This is a genomic window from Methanosphaera sp. ISO3-F5, from assembly GCF_034480035.2.
In the GTDB taxonomy this organism is placed as follows: domain Archaea; phylum Methanobacteriota; class Methanobacteria; order Methanobacteriales; family Methanobacteriaceae; genus Methanosphaera.
Genome location: NZ_CP118753.2, coordinates 2,398,651 through 2,415,831 on the forward strand (window position 1 = coordinate 2,398,651; position 17,181 = coordinate 2,415,831).

A 17,181-nucleotide genomic window follows, 5' to 3' on the forward strand; every position below is an offset into this window, starting at 1 on the left:
TATGAAGATACTGTGGGCAATAACAGGTGCCGGACACTTACTAAAAGAAAGTATACATGTAATAGACGAACTATCACAAAAACATGAAATAACAATAGCCCTATCAAATGCAGGATTAGAAGTAGTTAAAAAATATGGTTACATGACCAAACTTGAAGAAATCAGGGACAAAAAACCAGAAAACATGATAGTATGTGATGAGGATGAAAAATATTCATACCCGCTGAGTGGAAAAATTACCCATGAAAAATATGACCTAATCATTGTAAGCCCCACAACAGCAAACACAACAGCAAAAATAGTTCATGCAATAGCAGACACACTTGTAACAAATATAGTTGCACAATCAGGAAAAGGCAGAATACCACTACTAATCGTACCCGTAGACCAAAAAGAAGGAATCATCACAACAAAGATACCACCATACATTAAAAAAGATGCATGCCAAAAATGTGAAGAATGCAAACCCGGAAACATATGCCCCAAAAAAGCAATCAACCCCCCAAACATAAACACCATACAATGCATAAACTGTATGAAATGCAGAAATAAATGTCCACATAATGCCCTAATAACAGACAAAGAAATAGAATTATATATCAGAAAAATTGATGCAGAAAACACTGCCAAACTTGAAGAAATCGAAAATATAAAAACAATATTCCATCCAGAAGATATATTAGAGGAAGATGTGTTGAACTAATCATCATCCCAACATTTCAATAACTCTTTTTTAAAGAATTTATGCACATTTTCTGCACCAACAATCTCCTCATCCAACACCCACCATGATGGATAAAGAATAAATGGTTCCTGTTGAGTTCCACCAATACCTCCATGACTACCAATAAGCTCCTCAAAAGCGTATACTTCACCATTAGATGAATCATATTCACTATTAACCAATATATCCGGAACATGGTCAAAATTATCTGTTCTTTTAAGATGATCCACTACATGTTCACCATACTTTTCCAGAAAATTACTTCCAACAATTTTATCATCATCCAAATAATACACATCATTATCTGATAGGACCATAGTACCAAGTATCTCCGATTTTACCATTACAAATCCTATACCCTCATGATTAGCAAGACCATTTATTAATCCCGGAAAAGCATCCTCCATCTGTTCATAGGTTAACCTACCAGGCCAGTCAGTAAAGTATATGAGGCCAAGATTACCTGATGCCAATACTATTGTCTGAGGAGTTTCATCCTTCACCAACTCTTCACTCACAAGGTCTACGCCTATATCATACTTATCAGATAATTTCTGTAATCTGTCAAGAATAGGATCCTTTTCTTTAATATAATCCCTTTTTTCTTTTATTTCCTTAACAATTTTCTTATTAGATGCATTCTCCTTTGCATTGCCAAATATCTCCCTAGCATGACTAATCTTTTCTTGTAACTTTTCCCTATTTTCTCTTGCAATAGGACGTATAGTGAAGTTTTCTCCGAAGTGATCCTGGTTTGAATAAAGAATACTGTGAATTGTAATATTATCAGGCAAATAAGAACTTACAAGATCATTTAGTGATACACCATACTTTTGTTTAAATGTAGGTCCATTAGATTGTCCATGATCAGATAAAACAATAATATTATATTTACGCTTTGAATCAAGCACAGCCCTATGTACACGTTTAATCTGAGTATCAACCTGTCTTAGAGCATGAAAAGAATCCTTATCCCTAATTCCTGAATGATGAGCAATTTCATCATAACCCATATAAGTAGCATACATAGTATTAAACCGGCCAGCATACACATCACCTATCAGAGTGTATGTTGTAGCCTCCCTCATAACAATATTTGCACCACTTCTTGAAACAAAATAATAGAATCCTCTCTTAATCCTAGGCCGAATATCCCTAACAGTATGTTCTACTCGTGATAACAATTCAAGAAACATATCCGCCATAAACAATACCAGTATCCTTGTAATAATATAAGGTGAAGAATACAGGTAATACCATGTTTTAGTATAAAAATCAGATAGCTTGGTTAATTTACTATAGGTTAACAGACAGTCCTCAGCATCACCCGAAAACAGGTTACTTCGACTAGCCCCCACGTTTGACAATAAACCATCACCATCAGATATTCTTCTTTCAATACTGATTGCATCAGACAAAGTATTTGAAGAAACTATCTTGTTATCATTTTCTTTTTCAACCCAACGAAAAGCAGGTATGTTAGAATTATTTCCATGCAATATTCCTGCCTGTGAAGAACTTGTCTGACTTGAAAGATCAGTTTGCCATTTTGTAAGCTTATGACTACCATCATCAAGAAATCTTTTCAAGTAAGGCATACTACCATTATTTAATGCTTCAATCAATACATCATATGCCAATCCATCAATTTCCAGGAATATGAAACCTTCCTTGTCAATATTTTTATTTGGCTGAATTTGTCTTCGTAACACATACCTGTAATATGTAGAGTCCTCATCAATATCCATTATTAAGGAAATTATAGAGTTTATAAGGCCTAACAATAATGGTATTGAAAATAGTGAAATTCCTTCAATTGAAAAGGCAGGAAATATTATACTTATCACATAAAGTATAATTCCATCCAGTAGGAAAGTTCCAAAACCTAAAGTGAAAACTATAAACTTTAACGAAATATATGACAATACTGGCCATAATACAGCATTTATTATTGATAATAATGAAATCACTATTAATGCTGTTGTAAAATCAGGTAAGTTTATTCCGCCAATAGTTTGGGTTATTATAAAGAATATTAGCACTTCTAAAAATAGGAATATTAATGTTTTAATTATTCTGGTAAAATTCTCTCTAAAAAAATCATACATTTTAAAAAGACCTCCAGAGCAATTAATTTAAGTAAAAGGGGGGTGGTTAAATGAGAGAAAAAATTCTCTGTTTAAAATTCAATGTAATCGTATCCTTCACAACCTTCATCGAATGCGTAGTGTACTGTTGTGAAGTTGCTCATAAATTCTGTGACATCTTCTGTAACATCTTTTTCATCCATCACTACTTGTTTGATGAATTCTGCTACTTGTTTCATGTCATCTTCTTTAAGTCCACGGTGTGTTAATTCTTGTGTTCCCATTCTGATACCTGATGGGTTATCACTGTTATTTACGTCATCCCATGGGAGTAAGTTTTTGTTTAGGATTATGTTGTTGTATTGTAATGTTTTTGCCATTTTAGATACATCACCAAGGTTTGCTACATCCATTGCTACTTGGTGTGATTCTGTGAATCCTTGATCTTCACATAATACATTGAATCCTAATTCGTATAAGCTTTGAGCTAGTGCTTTAGCGTTGCTTATTGTTTGTTTAGCATAGTCTTGACCAAATTCTAACATTTCTGCTGTAGCAATACCTAGTCCTGCCATGTGGTGTAAGTGGTGGTTACTTACTACTCCAGGGAATACACAGTTATCTATTTTTTTATGTAAATCTTCTTTACAGAGGATGATTCCTCCCTGTGGTCCAGGGAATGTTTTATGTGTACTTCCTGTTACCATGTCTGCTCCATCTGCTACTGGGTCTTGGAATTGTTTACCTGCAATTAAACCTAATACGTGAGCTCCGTCATAGATAACTCTTGCTCCTACTTCTTGAGCTACTTCAACTGCTTCTTTAACTGGTTGTGGGAATAAGAATAAACTACCACCAAGAACTATTCCTTTTGGTTCTTTGTCTCTGATTTTTGCTGCTAATTTATCCATGTCTACGTTCATTAATTCTGTATCCATTGGTACTGATGAGGTTTTAAGTCCTCTTATACCTGCTGCACTTACGCCTGCATGACTTATGTGTCCTCCTTCAGGTACGTTAATACTCATTAATGTGTCGCCTGGTTTTGCGATTGCGAAGAAACATGCTAGGTTTGCTACTACTCCACTTGTTGGTTGTACGTTTGCATGGTCACATCCGAACAATTTTTTTGATAAATCGATTGTTATTTGTTCGATTTCGTCTATGTAGTCGCATCCTTCGTATAATCTTTCGCCTGGTAATCCTTCTGCATATCTGTGTGAAAGGTCAGATGCTATTGCTTCTCTTACAGCTCTACTAGTAATGTTTTCACTAGCGATTAAGTTTAAACTATTTTTCATCCATTTATGATGAGTTTTGGTTAATTCTTTAATTTTTTGTGCTTGTTCTAAGTTAGACATTAATTTTATTCCTCCAAAAAAGATTTCGCATATTAATTTTCTTATTAATATTAAAGTTAAAAATGCAGTAATGGATAATCCATTAATATATTTGATATTATGTTTATTTTTTAAAGTATAATTAGTTTATGTTTAGGAGGAAATAGTTAGAATATTTGTTATTTATGTGGTAGTGTAATTAGGAAATATTTAAAAACAGTATTTGATTTGTGGAGTTTATTTAAAGGTAAATATATAAAGGGTGTTGAACCCTTTATCATATACATACTAGTATGCTTATTTACCGAGAGCTGCTTCAATTTGAGCAAGTATTTGGTTGTTTTTGAAGTGTGCTTGATCGAGTGCACCGGTTGGACATGCAGCTACACATGTTCCACATCCTTTACATAAAGCTACGTTTACGTGGGATTTACCGTCTACGATTTCTAATGCTCCGAATGGACATAGTTCTACACAAATTTCACAACCACCACAATTGTCTTCATCTACTTCAGCGATGATAGGTTCAATTTCTACTTCTCCTTGGATCATAGGAATTGCTGCTCTTGCTGCTGCACCTGAAGCTTGTGATACTGTGTCAGGAATATCTTTAGGACCTTGTGCTACACCTGCGAGGTATATACCATCGGTCATTGTATCTACAGGTCTTAGTTTTGGATGTGCTTCCATGAAGAAACCATCTGCTGATTTGGATAATCCTAATGTTTGTCTGAGTGTTTCTTGTCCTTCTGGAGGTACAAGTCCTACAGATAATACTACTAAGTCGTATGTGAATGCGGTTGCTTTACCGAGTAAAGTATCTTCTGCACGTACTGTGATTGTTTTATCTTCGTTTTCGATAAGTTGTGCTGCTTTTCCTCTGATAAATTTGATTCCGTATTTTTCTTGTGATAATCTGTAGAATTCTTCGTAACCTTTACCGAATGCACGGATATCTATGTAGTAGATTGTTACTTCGGTGTCTGGTTCGTGGTCTACACATAATTGTGCGTTTTTCATTGCGTACATACAACATACTCTGGAACAGTATGGGTTTCCTACTTTTTCATCACGAGAACCTACACATTGTATGAATGCTACTCTTTTTGGAGTTTCACCGGATGATGGTTGGATTACGTGACCTTGGGTTGGTCCAGATGCGTTGATGTATCTTTCGATTTGTAATCCTGTGATTACGTTTTCTGCTTGGTCAAAGATGTATTCTTCTTTGAGTGTTGGATCGAATGGGTCGTATCCTGTTGCTACTACTATTGTACCAATTTCTAAAGTGATTTCTTGTGGTTCTTGTTCGTGGTTAATTGCACCGATTTCACAAGCTTTGTCACATAAGTGACAGTTGATACAGTAGTCTTTGTCGATGGTTGCTACGAGAGGTACTGCTTGTGGGAATGGGATGTATGCTGCTTTTACCATACCGGTTCCTTCGTCGAAGTAGTTTGGTATTTCTATTGGACATACTTCTTGACATACTCCACAACCTGTACATGCTTCTTCATCTACGTATCTTGCTTTTTTCTCTACTGTTACTGTGAAGTTTCCTATGTAACCGTCTACATCTTTTACTTCTGCGTATGCTATGAGTTCGATGTTTTCGTGTTTTGCTGCATCTACCATTTTAGGTGCTAGGATACACATTGAACAGTCGAGTGTTGGGAATGTTTTATCTAATTGTCCCATTCTTCCACTGATGGTTGGGTTTCTTTCTATTAAGTATGTTTTGAAACCTAAGTCTCCTAGGTCGAGTGCGGTTTGAATACCTGCAATTCCTCCACCAATAACCATTGCGGTTTTTGTTACGGATACTTTTTCTGGTGTTAATGCGTCAAGTAATCTTACTTTTGCAATACCCATTCTTACTAAGTCTTTTGCTTTTTCTGTTGCACCTTCAGGATTGTCTCCGTGTACCCATGAGTCTTGTTCTCTTAAGTTTACGAATTCAAATAAGTATTTGTTTAATCCTGCTTCTTCTACACATCTACGGAATGTAGGTTCGTGTAGACGAGGTGAACATGCTGCTACTACAACTCTGTTTAAGTTTAATTCTTTAATATCATCTTGAATAATTTTTTGTCCTGGGTCTGAGCACATATATTTGTATTCACGTGATACCACTACATCTGGAAGGGTTTCAACGTAATCAGCTACTGCTTTACAGTCTACTACTCCACCGATGTTTACTCCACAGTGGCATGTGTATACTCCTATACGTAATTCTTCATTATTATCTGCCAAGTTAAATCACCTATTTATTAAGACTATTGCTTACATCACGATTTTTTATTTATTAGGGAAAAAATCAGTTAAAAAACCTACAAGTTAAACTATTAACTAAATTATATCCTATACTTTAAAGTTACTAGGACTTTATATATAAACTTTTATTTTGTTCGTACAAAAACAAATCAATATATTGGTTAAAAAAAATTAAATTAAAAAAGAAATCAAAGCAGTTAAAGTAAACAATCCCAACACAGTATTAGTGAAAATCATCGAACTCATAAGTTTAGTGTCCAAACCATAATTAATAGACAATACAAGAGCATTCATAGCAGTAGACATACCAGCTTCAAGAACAGCAACCTTGAAACTTAAGCCCCCAAAACCAATGAATCCCAACATCAAAAACATTACCACAGGAGCAACAATTAATCTAACAAATGATACAAACAATGAATCAGATAAAGAATGCCTAATCTCATTAAAATCTAAACGTAACCCAAGAGTAATCATTATCAAAGGAATTGTAGCCTGACCAAGATAATTCAATGAATTTTCCAAAACATAACCATACTGTAAATTAAAAACATTAAACACTAAAGCAAAAATTACCGCCCATAACGGAACAAAAGATACCGACTGTTTTAACACTTCTCTCCTGTTACCACCAAACACACTTACTAACAGCATACCCAAGATGACAAAAATAACAGTAGTTTCTAAATCAAAGAATATGGCATGCAAAAATCCATCATTTCCAAACACGCCCATACTGATAGGAAAACCCAGAAATCCAGTATTCATCATAGCACAGGCAATCATAATCGTCCAAGTTTTTATCTTAGAATAATTTCTGAACTTACAAAACAGATACGCTAAAATAATGCAGACCATACTGATAATTAATGCAAAAAAAGGCAAAAACAGCATGTCAGAACTAATGTTTGCACGAGATAAATTAACAAAAATCAAAGAAGGCAAAGTTACATCGAGCACTATCTTCGTTAAGGTGACACTATCCTGAACTTTAAGAATATCATGTCTTTTAAGTGAATAACCTAACACTATCATCAAAGTTGGAACTAAAATAATCTCCAATGGAGTAGCCATAACATACCTCCCATTATCTATAAAGTAATTTTTGTTAAGACACATATAAGTAATTACAATACTGAAATAATTACTGGCAATGTAAGTAAACTAATTATTGTTGTGATAAATACCACTGCACTAACTAATTCCACATCCAAGTCATATGTTATTGCAAGAACCAGAGAATTCATTGCTGTTGGCATAGCAGATTGCAATACCGAAACCTGTAACATCAAACCGCTAAAACCAGTACCTGCCAATAATGTATATAATATTATAGGTGCTATCAATAGTCTTGAAAATGATACAAATACAACATCAGACAAATATGATTTGAAATCCTTGAAACTGATAGTTAAACCTAGAGACAACATTATGAGTGGTATTGCAGAGTTTCCAAGGTATGTTAATGAGTTTTTCAAAACATAACCTAGGGGTATGTTGAATATGTTGAAGATTAAACCGAATATTATTGCCCATAATGGGACAAATGTCAAACCATTATGAATGACTTCTTTTTTGTTTCCTCCGAATATTGTGGATAATATTATACCAAATATTACAAATAGTATGGCAACTGCCATGTCATAGAATATTGCGTAGGTCAAACCTTCATTACCAAACACTCCTAAAACAATTGGATAACCAATAAAAGCAGTGTTCATCATTGAAAGTAATATTATTAATGTCCAAGTTTTGATTTTAGAATAACCTCTTAACTTAGAATAAAAATATGCAATCAACATACATATGAAGCTAAGGCCAAATGAAATAAGTGGAAGCAAAATCATCTGCCCCTCAATACGAGATGATGAAATATTGATAAATATAAGAGCAGGTAAACTAATATTCAGAACAATCTTAGACAACAAAGAACTATGATCATCATCCAAAATATTAAAATATTTCAACAACACACCTACAATAATCATAAAAGTAGGTACTAAAATAACTTCAATAGAATTTACCATAATAATAATATAAAAAAGAAAATATAAAAAAATTTAGAAAAAAGGAGTTTAAATTTAATCTACTAAACCATCAGTAGTAACTTTAAATACTGCTTCACCCTCAGGTAAGTGAGGACTGTCAACTAAACGAGCAATTCTTTTACCAGATAATCCTTTTTTAAGTAAAATCCTATAAGTTGATGCGTGACCTAATACGTGTCCACCAACAGCTTTAGTTGGAGTTCCAAAGAATGCATCCGGTTTTGATTGTACCTGGTTAGTGATAAGCACTGCTACATTATATGTATTAGCAATAGTTTGTAAAGTGTGCAAATGCTGATTAAGCTTTTGTTGACGGGTAGCAAGGGATTCCCTACCAACATATTCTGCCCTGAAATGTGCCATTAATGAATCCACAATGATAAGTTTAATGTTTGAACCACTTTGAATCAATTCGTTAATTTTATCTGCCATTAACATTTGATGACTGCTGTTAAAAGCTCTTGCTACATGAATTTTTTTAAGAACTTCCTCAATTTCTAAACCAAATGCGTTAGCTATTTGTTCTACTCTTTCTGGTCTGAAGGTGTTTTCTGTATCAATGAATACTACTTCTCCTTCAAGTCCGCCTTCTTCTACTGGTAGTTGAGTAGTAACTGATAATTCGTGTGAAATTTGACTTTTTCCTGAACCGAATTCTCCATATACTTCTGTGATGGATTGTGTTTCTACTCCACCACCGATTAGTTCATCTAATCCTTTACTTCCTGTTGTGATTCTTCCAACATCTTCACGTCTTTCCATTACTTCAAATGCTGTTTCGAAGTCTATTTTCTCTGCCTTACGTGCTGCTTCAATAACTTTTGCTGCTACACCTTCACCTATTTCTACTTTAACACTTAACTCTTTTGGTGTTGCTGTTGCTAAACGCATCATATCAGCAAATCCTGCATCTCGTAATTTTTGTGCTGTTTTTTCTCCTACACTTGGTAAATCTTCTAATTCTGCCATGTTTTATCTCCTATATTTTTATTAGTGTTTTTTTTATAATACTATGACTAAACGTCTGACATTTAATCTTATATCTTCATTATAATCATTATATTGTGCATCAGCTATTATGGTAGCTTCATGTCCTATTAGATCTTCAATTTTTGAGGACATTGATGATTCGTCCCCAGTTTGTTGGAATATTTCTATTACTTCATCAGTGGTTGTTTGTATTAATTCTTCTGCTTGTTTTCTGAAGAAAGTTGCTGTTATTGAACCTGTTTCATCTTGTAGTACTGTTTGTATTATCATAAGATAATCTGGTTCTTCTATTTTTTCACCACAATGATCACAAATATATCCTTCTTCACTTTGTACTATTCGTTTGTTACAATTTGGACACATTGCATATAATATTTTTTCTCCGTTGATTTCTTGGATGTTTCCTTTAACTTTTATGTGTTGGTCATCATCTTCTATGTCTTCTATCATTTTTTCAACGAAGAGTTGATTTTCTATTTCATGCATTGTTGGCATTAGTTCTGCTTCTTCTGGTCTTGCTTGTCGAATAGTACTGGAACCTGATATTGATAATCGTAGCTTGTTTTCTTGTAATTGTATTACAGGGTTTTCTATGATTATTGCGGATCCTTCAGTGAATTTTACATCGGTTGCATCATCCCAGAGTGATACTTGTATTTCTCCAGTTTCATCTGCAACATAGACTGCTCTTACTTTACCGTCTCGGCCATCTGCTCTTGTGAATGTGTTGATTTCGTTTATTGTTGTTACTCTTACTCTTAGTTTTGTGTTTGTTTCGTTTTCTTCTAGTTGACTGATTGTTCTGTCATTGTATCTGTCTTGTTCTAGTTGTTGGTATGATGGTAGGTTTGTTATTTCATCTTCTTCTGGTATTGTTATTCTGGATGATTTTCCTACGCTTAGTTCCATTGTTCCTTGTCCTAGTCTTGTTCTTGCATTTTCTATTTTTAGTGCGTCTCCTAGTCCTTGGTTGATGTCTGCTTTATCATCCCATAATGATGTTCTGACTACTCCTGTTTCATCTGCTAGTTCTATGGATCTTACTTGTCCCTCGGTTCCGTCTACTCTCTGGAATTCTCTGATGTCATTCATTGCCAGTATTCTTCCTATTACATCTACTTCTCTTCCTTCGTCTTGGTCTATGTCTAGTATGTCTTTTATTTTTGCTACTTCGAAGTTTTTGATTTGTTCTAGTTTTTCTTTTAGTTCTTCGTCGATGTCCGGGTTTAGTACTATTGCTGCGTTCCATCCTGTGTTGTATCTGTAGCTGTCTCCTGAGTAGTCATCGAATTCTATGGTTCCTCCTTCTATTTTGATGATGTCTCCTTTGTTCATTGCTATTTCTGTTTCTTTGTTCCATAGTGTTACGCGTATGGATCCTGTGTCGTCTGTTACTTCTATGCTTCTTACGTGTCCTTCTGTTCCATCATTTTTTTGGAATGTTATTGTATCGTATATTTTTGTTAGAACTCCTAGTATTGTTACGTTGTCTTTTTCTGTTGCGTTTCCTATTTTGAATATTTCTTGATGGTATTCTGGGAGGTCGTAGTCTCCTTTTACTATTCTTCCGTTCCAACTGTTTGATAATGAGAATGTTCCGTTTCTTTCTTGTGCTCTTGCTTTTATGATTTTTATTGTGTCGTTTTCTTTTAGTTCTAGTGTTTCTACTAGTTCTGTGTCATTGTTCCATAGGGTGAATTCCATGTTTCCTGTTGCGTCCATTACGTCTATGGTGATTATTTTTAGGGTTCTGTCTTCTTTTTTTATTTCTCGTAGTGTGGCTATTTTGGTTATTCTTACGATGACATTGTATTCTCCATCTTCTGTGATGTCTCCTAGGTTGGTTATGTTTTGTTGGAATTTTGGTAGTTCCGGGTCTACTTCTTCTGGCATTACTTGTATTGATGAGTTATTTCTCATTTGTACTTCTAAGTCTCCGGTGTATCCTTTTCTTACTTCGAGGTTGTTGATTTTTACTATGTCACCTTCGTTTATTCTGGACATGTATTTCATGTTGTCTGTCCACATTACGACCCTTATTTTTCCTGTTGTGTCTTGGACTGTTAGGTTTGCGACTTTTCCTTCTCGTCCTTTTTTGGTTGTGAATGTTTTTATGTTGGAGATTGATAACAATCTTCCTTGGATACTGATGTTTCCGTTTCCTTCAACTAATGAAGAGATTTTTTGTACTTGGTTTGTGTGTGTTTGTTGAATATTTTCTCTTCCTGCATATTTTTCGACGGCCATGTTTACTACTTGTTCTTCAGTGATGAATGGTGATTCACTGTTTTCTATTGTTATTTCTTCAATATCTTTTAAAAAGTCTTTATATTCAACTTTATCTTTTACTTCTTGATATCTTTCTTTGTAATATTCTTCATTTTCTGAAGTCATATTATCATGTCTCCTACGTGGGTTTTTATAATTTTTACTTGATAATCCTTTTTAGATTATCTGACAGGAAATTTATGAAAATTATATTTTTTCATGTATATTTACTATCGTATGATTAGATTTTTGTAAACTCTATATAAAGGTTTTTATGGTAGCATATGGTAAGTACTACTGAATATAAATAATCATCATAAATTTCATTATCATATAATTAAATTTTATAGTTTTATCTTAATTATTGAAAAATTCATAATAAAAATACTGAATTAATAATAATTATATTGTATTAATAAATATACTACTTGTAATACTTAAATGTTTGTAAAAGAAAAATAAAATAATAAAAAACAATAACAAAAATATAATGAAATTGTACATAAAATGTATATAAAATGCAACAATATTGTATCCAAATTTGAAAAAACACTTTATATACACCAAGTTAAAGAATAATTAAGGGTGAAATACAAAAACTACATAAAAAAATAGAAAGCCTCCATATCAATAATACCAAGTTAAAACTTTAATTACAAAATAACTATAAAACCCCTAATAAGATAGAAACTAAAATTCAAAAAGCACGTATCACCCACATTTTAGTTTCAAAAAAACACAAGAATAATTAAAGTTTTAAACTCATTTTTTATTTTTAACTATGTATATTATACATGATATCCACATCCCACAACACACCACTAAAAAATATCTTTTTCCCAAAAAATACTCCCAAAATAATAGACAATAATAATAATCAAAAATACCAAAAATATATATAAAGTGAAATTATCTTTCAACAAAAGATTAAAAAAAATAATATCATATATCTATTCAAAAAAAAGATCACTTTAAAAATAAAAGAATATTAAGAAGGGAGGTAAAAAAAACTATGTCAATGACAATAACTGAAAAAATATTAGCAAAAGCTTCAGGAAAAAATAAAGTAGAAGCTGGAGAAATAGTAATGGCAGACATAGACATTGCTATGGTACACGACTTAACCGGACCACTAACACTCCAAGCACTCGAACAAATAAATACAGATAAAGTATGGGACCCAGAAAAAATAGTAATCCCATTTGACCACCAAGTACCAGCAGACACATTAGACGCTGCAAAAAACCACCAAATTTTAAGAGAATTTGTAAAAGAACAAGGAATAACTAATTTTTACGATGTATACGAAGGAGTATGTCACCAAGTAGTACCAGAAAAAGGACATGCACTACCAGGAACAGTAATTGTAGGAAGTGACTCACACACCTGTACAAACGGAGCACTCGGAGCATTCTCAACAGGAATAGGATCAACAGATATGGCAATGGTATTTGCTACAGGACAACTCTGGTTCAAAGTACCAGAAACCAACAGATTCAACATAACAGGTAAACTACAAGAAAACGTAACAAGTAAAGACGTAATCCTAAACATTATAGGACAAGTAGGACAAGACGGATCAACATACAAATCATGCGAATACGCAGGAGAAACCATACAAAACATGGAAATGTCAGACCGTATGGTACTAAGTAACATGGCAATAGAAATGGGCGGAAAAACAGGTATAGTAGAACCAGACAAAATAACAGACGAATACCTTAAAAATAGGACAAACAAAACATACACAAAATTCACAACAGACCTTGACGCACCAAGCCTAAACACAATAGACATAGACGTAAGTGACCTAGAACCACAAGTAGCATGTCCAAGCCACGTAGACAATGTAAAACCAGCAAGTGAAGTAGAAGACGTAGAAATAGACCAAGTATTCATAGGTTCATGTACCAATGGAAGACTAAAAGACCTACAACAAGCAGCAAAAGTACTTAAAGGAAACAAAATCAAAGAAGGAGTAAGAACACTTGTAATACCAGCATCAAGAACCATCTACCAACAAGCACTAAAAGAAGGACTAATGGACATATTCGTAGAAGCAGGAGCACTCGTATGCAACCCATGCTGTGGACCATGCCTCGGAGGACACATAGGATTAATAGGAGACGGAGAAGTAAGCCTATCAACATCCAACCGTAACTTCAAAGGAAGACAAGGAAGTCCAGAAGGAAAAGTATACCTAAGTTCACCAATAGTAGCAGCAGAAAGTGCATTAACAGGACACATCACATCACCTGAAAACAAATAAAAAAAAATGGAGGGTAAAAAGTTATGGAAAAAATAATAGAAGGAAGAGCCTTAAAATTAGGAGACGACATAGACACAGACAGCATACTCCCAGGAAGATACCTAACACTAAGCAAACCAGAAGACCTAGGAAAACACGTAATGGAAGGATACGACCTACACTACAAAGACAAAATCCAAGAAGGAGACGTAATTGTAGCAGGAGCAAACTTTGGATGTGGATCAAGCCGTGAACACGCACCAATAGCCCTAAAAGCAGCAGGAATCAAAGCAGTAGTAGCAAAATCATTTGCAAGAATATTCTACCGAAACGCAACAAACATAGGACTACCCCTAGTAGAAGCACCAAACGGACCAGACGACATAGAAGAAGAAGACATACTCAAAATAGACCTAGAAGAAGGAACATTAAAAAACAAAACACAAGACAAAGACTATGACTTCACAAAACTACCAGAATTCATGTTCGAAATAGTGGAAAATGGCGGACTAATAGAATACCTAAACAAAACAAGATTTAATTAAGAGGACAAAAACATGTATAACATAGCAGTAATTCCAGGAGACGGAATAGGAGAAGAAGTAGTAAAAGCAACAACAACAGTACTAGACAAACTTGACGTTGAATTTAACTACACCCATGCAATAGCCGGAGACAAATGTAAAGAAGAAACAGGCGTACCACTCCCAGACGAAACCATACAAATTGCAAAAGAATCAGATGCAGTACTATTCGGAGCAGCAGGAGAAACTGCAGCAGACGTAATCGTAAGATTAAGACATGAACTAAGCACATTCGTAAACCTAAGACCAGTAAAATCATTACAACCAGAAAAATATGGAAACATAGACTTCATGATTGTAAGAGAAAACACTGAAGACTTATACATAGGAGACGAAGAAGAAACACCAGAAGGTGCAATAGCAAGAAAAAAAATAACCAAAGCAGCATCAGACAAAATATGCGAATATGCATTCAAATATGCAAAAGATACTGGAAGAAAAAAAGTAACTGCAGTACATAAAGCAAACGTTCTCAAAATATCCGATGGACTATTCAAAAAATGCTTCTATGAAACAGCAGAAAAATATCCTGAAATAGAATCAAATGACTTCTACGTAGATGCAACAGCAATGTACCTTATTACAAACCCTCTCGACTTCGAAGTAATTGTAACAAGTAACTTATACGGAGACATATTATCTGATGAAGGAGCAGGACTTGTTGGTGGCCTCGGAATGATACCATCCGCAAACATTGGAGACGAAAACGGTTTATTTGAACCAGTACACGGATCAGCACCAGACATTGCAGGACAAGGAATTGCAAACCCTGTTGCAACAATACTATCAGCATGTATGATGCTTGACTACCTTGGAGAATCAGAATCAGCACGCAGAATAGAAGACATTATCGTTGAAGTTATCCAGGAAGGAAAAATTGTAACACCAGACCTGGGTGGAACAGCATCAACACAGGAAATGGCAGAATACATTGCAAGCAAAATATAAAAAAAAGAATAATATAACGTAATAAAAAAAATATGATAAACAATAATACATAAGGGAGCAAAATAAAATGGCAAGAAATAAAAAACGAACAACTATCGAAAAAATCCGCAGATTAAACACAACACAACTAGTTGCACTATTTATTATATTCATTATGGTAGTCAGCTCAGTATCAGCATTTGTACTATACTTAGTTTAAACAAAAAAAATGTATTATTATACAATAGGAGAATAGATATTATGATAAAAATAGGAGCCGTAGTAGCAGAATTCAATTTTGATATTACAAGCATGATGTTAGAATTAGCAAAAGAACATGCAAAATTCTTAGATGCAGAAATTACAGAAATAATTGCAGTACCAGGCGTATACGATATGCCTATAGCAATCAAAAAATTATTAGATGATGGAAATGTAGATGCTGTAATCACACTCGGTGCAGTAATCGAAGGAGACACAGAACACGATGAAATAGTTGTTCAACATGCAGCAAGAAAAATTACAGACCTATCACTAGAATACAACAAACCAGTAACCCTAGGAATATCCGGTCCGGGTATGACAAGACTTGAAGCACATCAACGTGTAGAATACGGAAAACGTGCAGTAGAAGCAGCAGTAAAACTTGTTAAAAGGTTAGCATAAACATTAATCCCCTCCCTTTCCTAATATTCTTTTAAACAATAAATTATTAAAGGAACAATGAAAATATGGAAATTTTAACACCTGAAGAATTAAAAGAAAAATATAATGATCCTTGGATAACACCATACCACGAAATACTAACAGTAACCGATACCGATGAAGAAAAAATAGAACTCATAGAATACCATCCATGCCCAGTTGGTTCAGATTGGATGATAACACAATACAAACAAACCAGTCCTCTCATAACAGATGCAAAACGTGATGGAAACAAACACACCTATTATGTTAAAAAAGGTAAAACAGAACTACGTCTTAAGCCAAGTTATCAAGCAGCAGGAATAGAAGAAGCAAGTATTGAAGAAGATGAAATTAGAATAGTTCATGCAGGACTTGCTGGTGCGGGAGTTGGAGCAGCATTTTGTCGTGGGAAAGCCGAAGGCGTGAAAAGGATTGAATTACTTGAAAAAGGTGGAGGCTCAAAAGTTGGACGTGCAGCCATCATAACACCAAAACTTAAAAAAGTTATAATAGGCTTAGATGATACTGATATTCCAACAGAAGGTGCAACTTGGACATTAGCAAACAATATTGCAAATGAAATTCAGGATGAAAAAGGCTACAAATATCTTGAACATATCACTTGCCAACTATATCCAAATAATCCTAATAAAACTAAGAATTGTGTTTCAATAATACTGGTATTTGCTGTTAAAGAGGATGAGAAGGAAGATTTAATATCAAGTATTAAATCCAAACTTAAAGAAAAAACTTTATCAGACAATACTGCTTTTGTAGTATATGAAAAATTAGATATTCCAGAAGCTGTTCAACAATATGGTTTAGAAGCTAAAAAGTCAATGAAATATTTTGATGAAGCTGAACGTATTGCAAAAGAAAACAATATTCGGATAGAATATGTTACCGGACAAGGTGGACTGATTGGTGCACTTGCAGCAATAGGATTATATAACAACCCAGAAGAATATGCTAAAGTCTATTATGAAGAATAGACTTATATTAAA

General features: G+C 34.1%; 14 protein-coding genes. 7 read left to right on the plus strand and 7 right to left on the minus strand.

Features of this window, described 5'->3' with window-relative positions; genetic code table 11:
• Position 1 precedes the first annotated feature (1 nt).
• Complete coding sequence (locus PXD04_RS22135; RefSeq protein WP_323736966.1) at positions 2–703, plus strand: flavoprotein; 702 nt, start codon at positions 2–4, stop codon at positions 701–703.
• On the opposite strand, the gene PXD04_RS22140 is transcribed toward PXD04_RS22135, so the two are convergent.
• The 7 genes from PXD04_RS22140 to PXD04_RS22170 all read right to left on the minus strand — a co-directional run bounded on the left by PXD04_RS22140 (position 700) and on the right by PXD04_RS22170 (position 11,857).
• Positions 700–2,832 carry a phage holin family protein gene (locus tag PXD04_RS22140; protein WP_323736967.1) on the minus strand — a complete coding sequence of 711 codons (2,133 nt, stop codon included), beginning with the start codon at positions 2,830–2,832 and terminating at the stop codon, positions 700–702. The genes PXD04_RS22135 and PXD04_RS22140 overlap by 4 nt on opposite strands.
• A gap of 71 nt (positions 2,833–2,903) precedes the next feature.
• On the minus strand, positions 2,904–4,172 hold the full coding sequence (gene glyA, locus PXD04_RS22145) for a serine hydroxymethyltransferase (RefSeq protein ID WP_323736968.1): 1,269 nt from the start codon (positions 4,170–4,172) through the stop codon (positions 2,904–2,906).
• A gap of 276 nt (positions 4,173–4,448) precedes the next feature.
• On the minus strand, positions 4,449–6,404 hold the full coding sequence (locus tag PXD04_RS22150) for a CoB--CoM heterodisulfide reductase iron-sulfur subunit A family protein (RefSeq protein ID WP_323736969.1): 1,956 nt from the start codon (positions 6,402–6,404) through the stop codon (positions 4,449–4,451).
• Positions 6,405–6,596: 192 nt separating this feature from the next.
• Positions 6,597–7,499 (minus strand): AEC family transporter, encoded by a 903-nt coding sequence (locus PXD04_RS22155; RefSeq protein WP_323736970.1) that lies wholly within the window; start codon positions 7,497–7,499, stop codon positions 6,597–6,599.
• A gap of 53 nt (positions 7,500–7,552) precedes the next feature.
• On the minus strand, positions 7,553–8,452 hold the full coding sequence (locus PXD04_RS22160; RefSeq protein ID WP_323736971.1) for an AEC family transporter: 900 nt from the start codon (positions 8,450–8,452) through the stop codon (positions 7,553–7,555).
• Between the two features lie 54 nt (positions 8,453–8,506).
• A complete protein-coding gene (radA, locus tag PXD04_RS22165; RefSeq protein WP_323736972.1) occupies positions 8,507–9,442 on the minus strand; it encodes a DNA repair and recombination protein RadA in 936 nt (311 codons plus the stop codon).
• A 33-nt stretch (positions 9,443–9,475) separates the two neighbouring features.
• Positions 9,476–11,857: an OB-fold nucleic acid binding domain-containing protein gene (locus tag PXD04_RS22170; protein ID WP_323736973.1), complete on the minus strand. Its 2,382-nt coding sequence runs from the start codon at positions 11,855–11,857 to the stop codon at positions 9,476–9,478.
• Between the two features lie 886 nt (positions 11,858–12,743).
• On the opposite strand from PXD04_RS22170, the gene hacA reads away from it, so the two are divergent.
• The 6 genes from hacA to mmp11 all read left to right on the plus strand — a co-directional run bounded on the left by hacA (position 12,744) and on the right by mmp11 (position 17,169).
• Entirely contained in the window at positions 12,744–14,000 is a 1,257-nt protein-coding gene (hacA, locus tag PXD04_RS22175; RefSeq protein ID WP_323736974.1) for a homoaconitase large subunit, read from the plus strand.
• A 23-nt stretch (positions 14,001–14,023) separates the two neighbouring features.
• A complete protein-coding gene (locus PXD04_RS22180; protein ID WP_323736975.1) occupies positions 14,024–14,524 on the plus strand; it encodes a 3-isopropylmalate dehydratase small subunit in 501 nt (166 codons plus the stop codon).
• A 12-nt stretch (positions 14,525–14,536) separates the two neighbouring features.
• Positions 14,537–15,511, plus strand: coding sequence for an isocitrate/isopropylmalate family dehydrogenase (locus PXD04_RS22185; protein ID WP_323736976.1), 975 nt, complete (start codon positions 14,537–14,539; stop codon positions 15,509–15,511).
• Positions 15,512–15,578: 67 nt separating this feature from the next.
• The gene (locus tag PXD04_RS22190; RefSeq protein WP_323736977.1) at positions 15,579–15,710 is read left to right on the plus strand and encodes a hypothetical protein; all 132 of its coding nucleotides are present in this window, start codon (positions 15,579–15,581) and stop codon (positions 15,708–15,710) included.
• A gap of 41 nt (positions 15,711–15,751) precedes the next feature.
• The gene (gene ribH, locus PXD04_RS22195) at positions 15,752–16,156 is read left to right on the plus strand and encodes a 6,7-dimethyl-8-ribityllumazine synthase (RefSeq protein WP_292475396.1); all 405 of its coding nucleotides are present in this window, start codon (positions 15,752–15,754) and stop codon (positions 16,154–16,156) included.
• Between the two features lie 65 nt (positions 16,157–16,221).
• Complete coding sequence (gene mmp11, locus PXD04_RS22200) at positions 16,222–17,169, plus strand: methanogenesis marker protein 11 (RefSeq protein ID WP_323736978.1); 948 nt, start codon at positions 16,222–16,224, stop codon at positions 17,167–17,169.
• The last annotated feature ends 12 nt before the right edge of the window (positions 17,170–17,181 follow it).

Bases quoted from the DNA above. Each gene is read 5' to 3' on its own strand.
- radA (WP_323736972.1), bottom strand. From the start codon at position 9,442: ATGGCAGAATTAGAAGATTTACCAAGTGTAGGAGAAAAAACAGCACAA.
- PXD04_RS22190 (WP_323736977.1), top strand. From the start codon at position 15,579: ATGGCAAGAAATAAAAAACGAACAACTATCGAAAAAATCCGCAGATTA.
- PXD04_RS22135 (WP_323736966.1), top strand. From the start codon at position 2: ATGAAGATACTGTGGGCAATAACAGGTGCCGGACACTTACTAAAAGAA.
- PXD04_RS22155 (WP_323736970.1), bottom strand. From the start codon at position 7,499: ATGGCTACTCCATTGGAGATTATTTTAGTTCCAACTTTGATGATAGTG.
- hacA (WP_323736974.1), top strand. From the start codon at position 12,744: ATGTCAATGACAATAACTGAAAAAATATTAGCAAAAGCTTCAGGAAAA.
- PXD04_RS22180 (WP_323736975.1), top strand. From the start codon at position 14,024: ATGGAAAAAATAATAGAAGGAAGAGCCTTAAAATTAGGAGACGACATA.
- PXD04_RS22185 (WP_323736976.1), top strand. From the start codon at position 14,537: ATGTATAACATAGCAGTAATTCCAGGAGACGGAATAGGAGAAGAAGTA.
- mmp11 (WP_323736978.1), top strand. From the start codon at position 16,222: ATGGAAATTTTAACACCTGAAGAATTAAAAGAAAAATATAATGATCCT.
- ribH (WP_292475396.1), top strand. From the start codon at position 15,752: ATGATAAAAATAGGAGCCGTAGTAGCAGAATTCAATTTTGATATTACA.
- glyA (WP_323736968.1), bottom strand. From the start codon at position 4,172: ATGTCTAACTTAGAACAAGCACAAAAAATTAAAGAATTAACCAAAACT.
- PXD04_RS22170 (WP_323736973.1), bottom strand. From the start codon at position 11,857: ATGACTTCAGAAAATGAAGAATATTACAAAGAAAGATATCAAGAAGTA.
- PXD04_RS22160 (WP_323736971.1), bottom strand. From the start codon at position 8,452: ATGGTAAATTCTATTGAAGTTATTTTAGTACCTACTTTTATGATTATT.
- PXD04_RS22140 (WP_323736967.1), bottom strand. From the start codon at position 2,832: ATGTATGATTTTTTTAGAGAGAATTTTACCAGAATAATTAAAACATTA.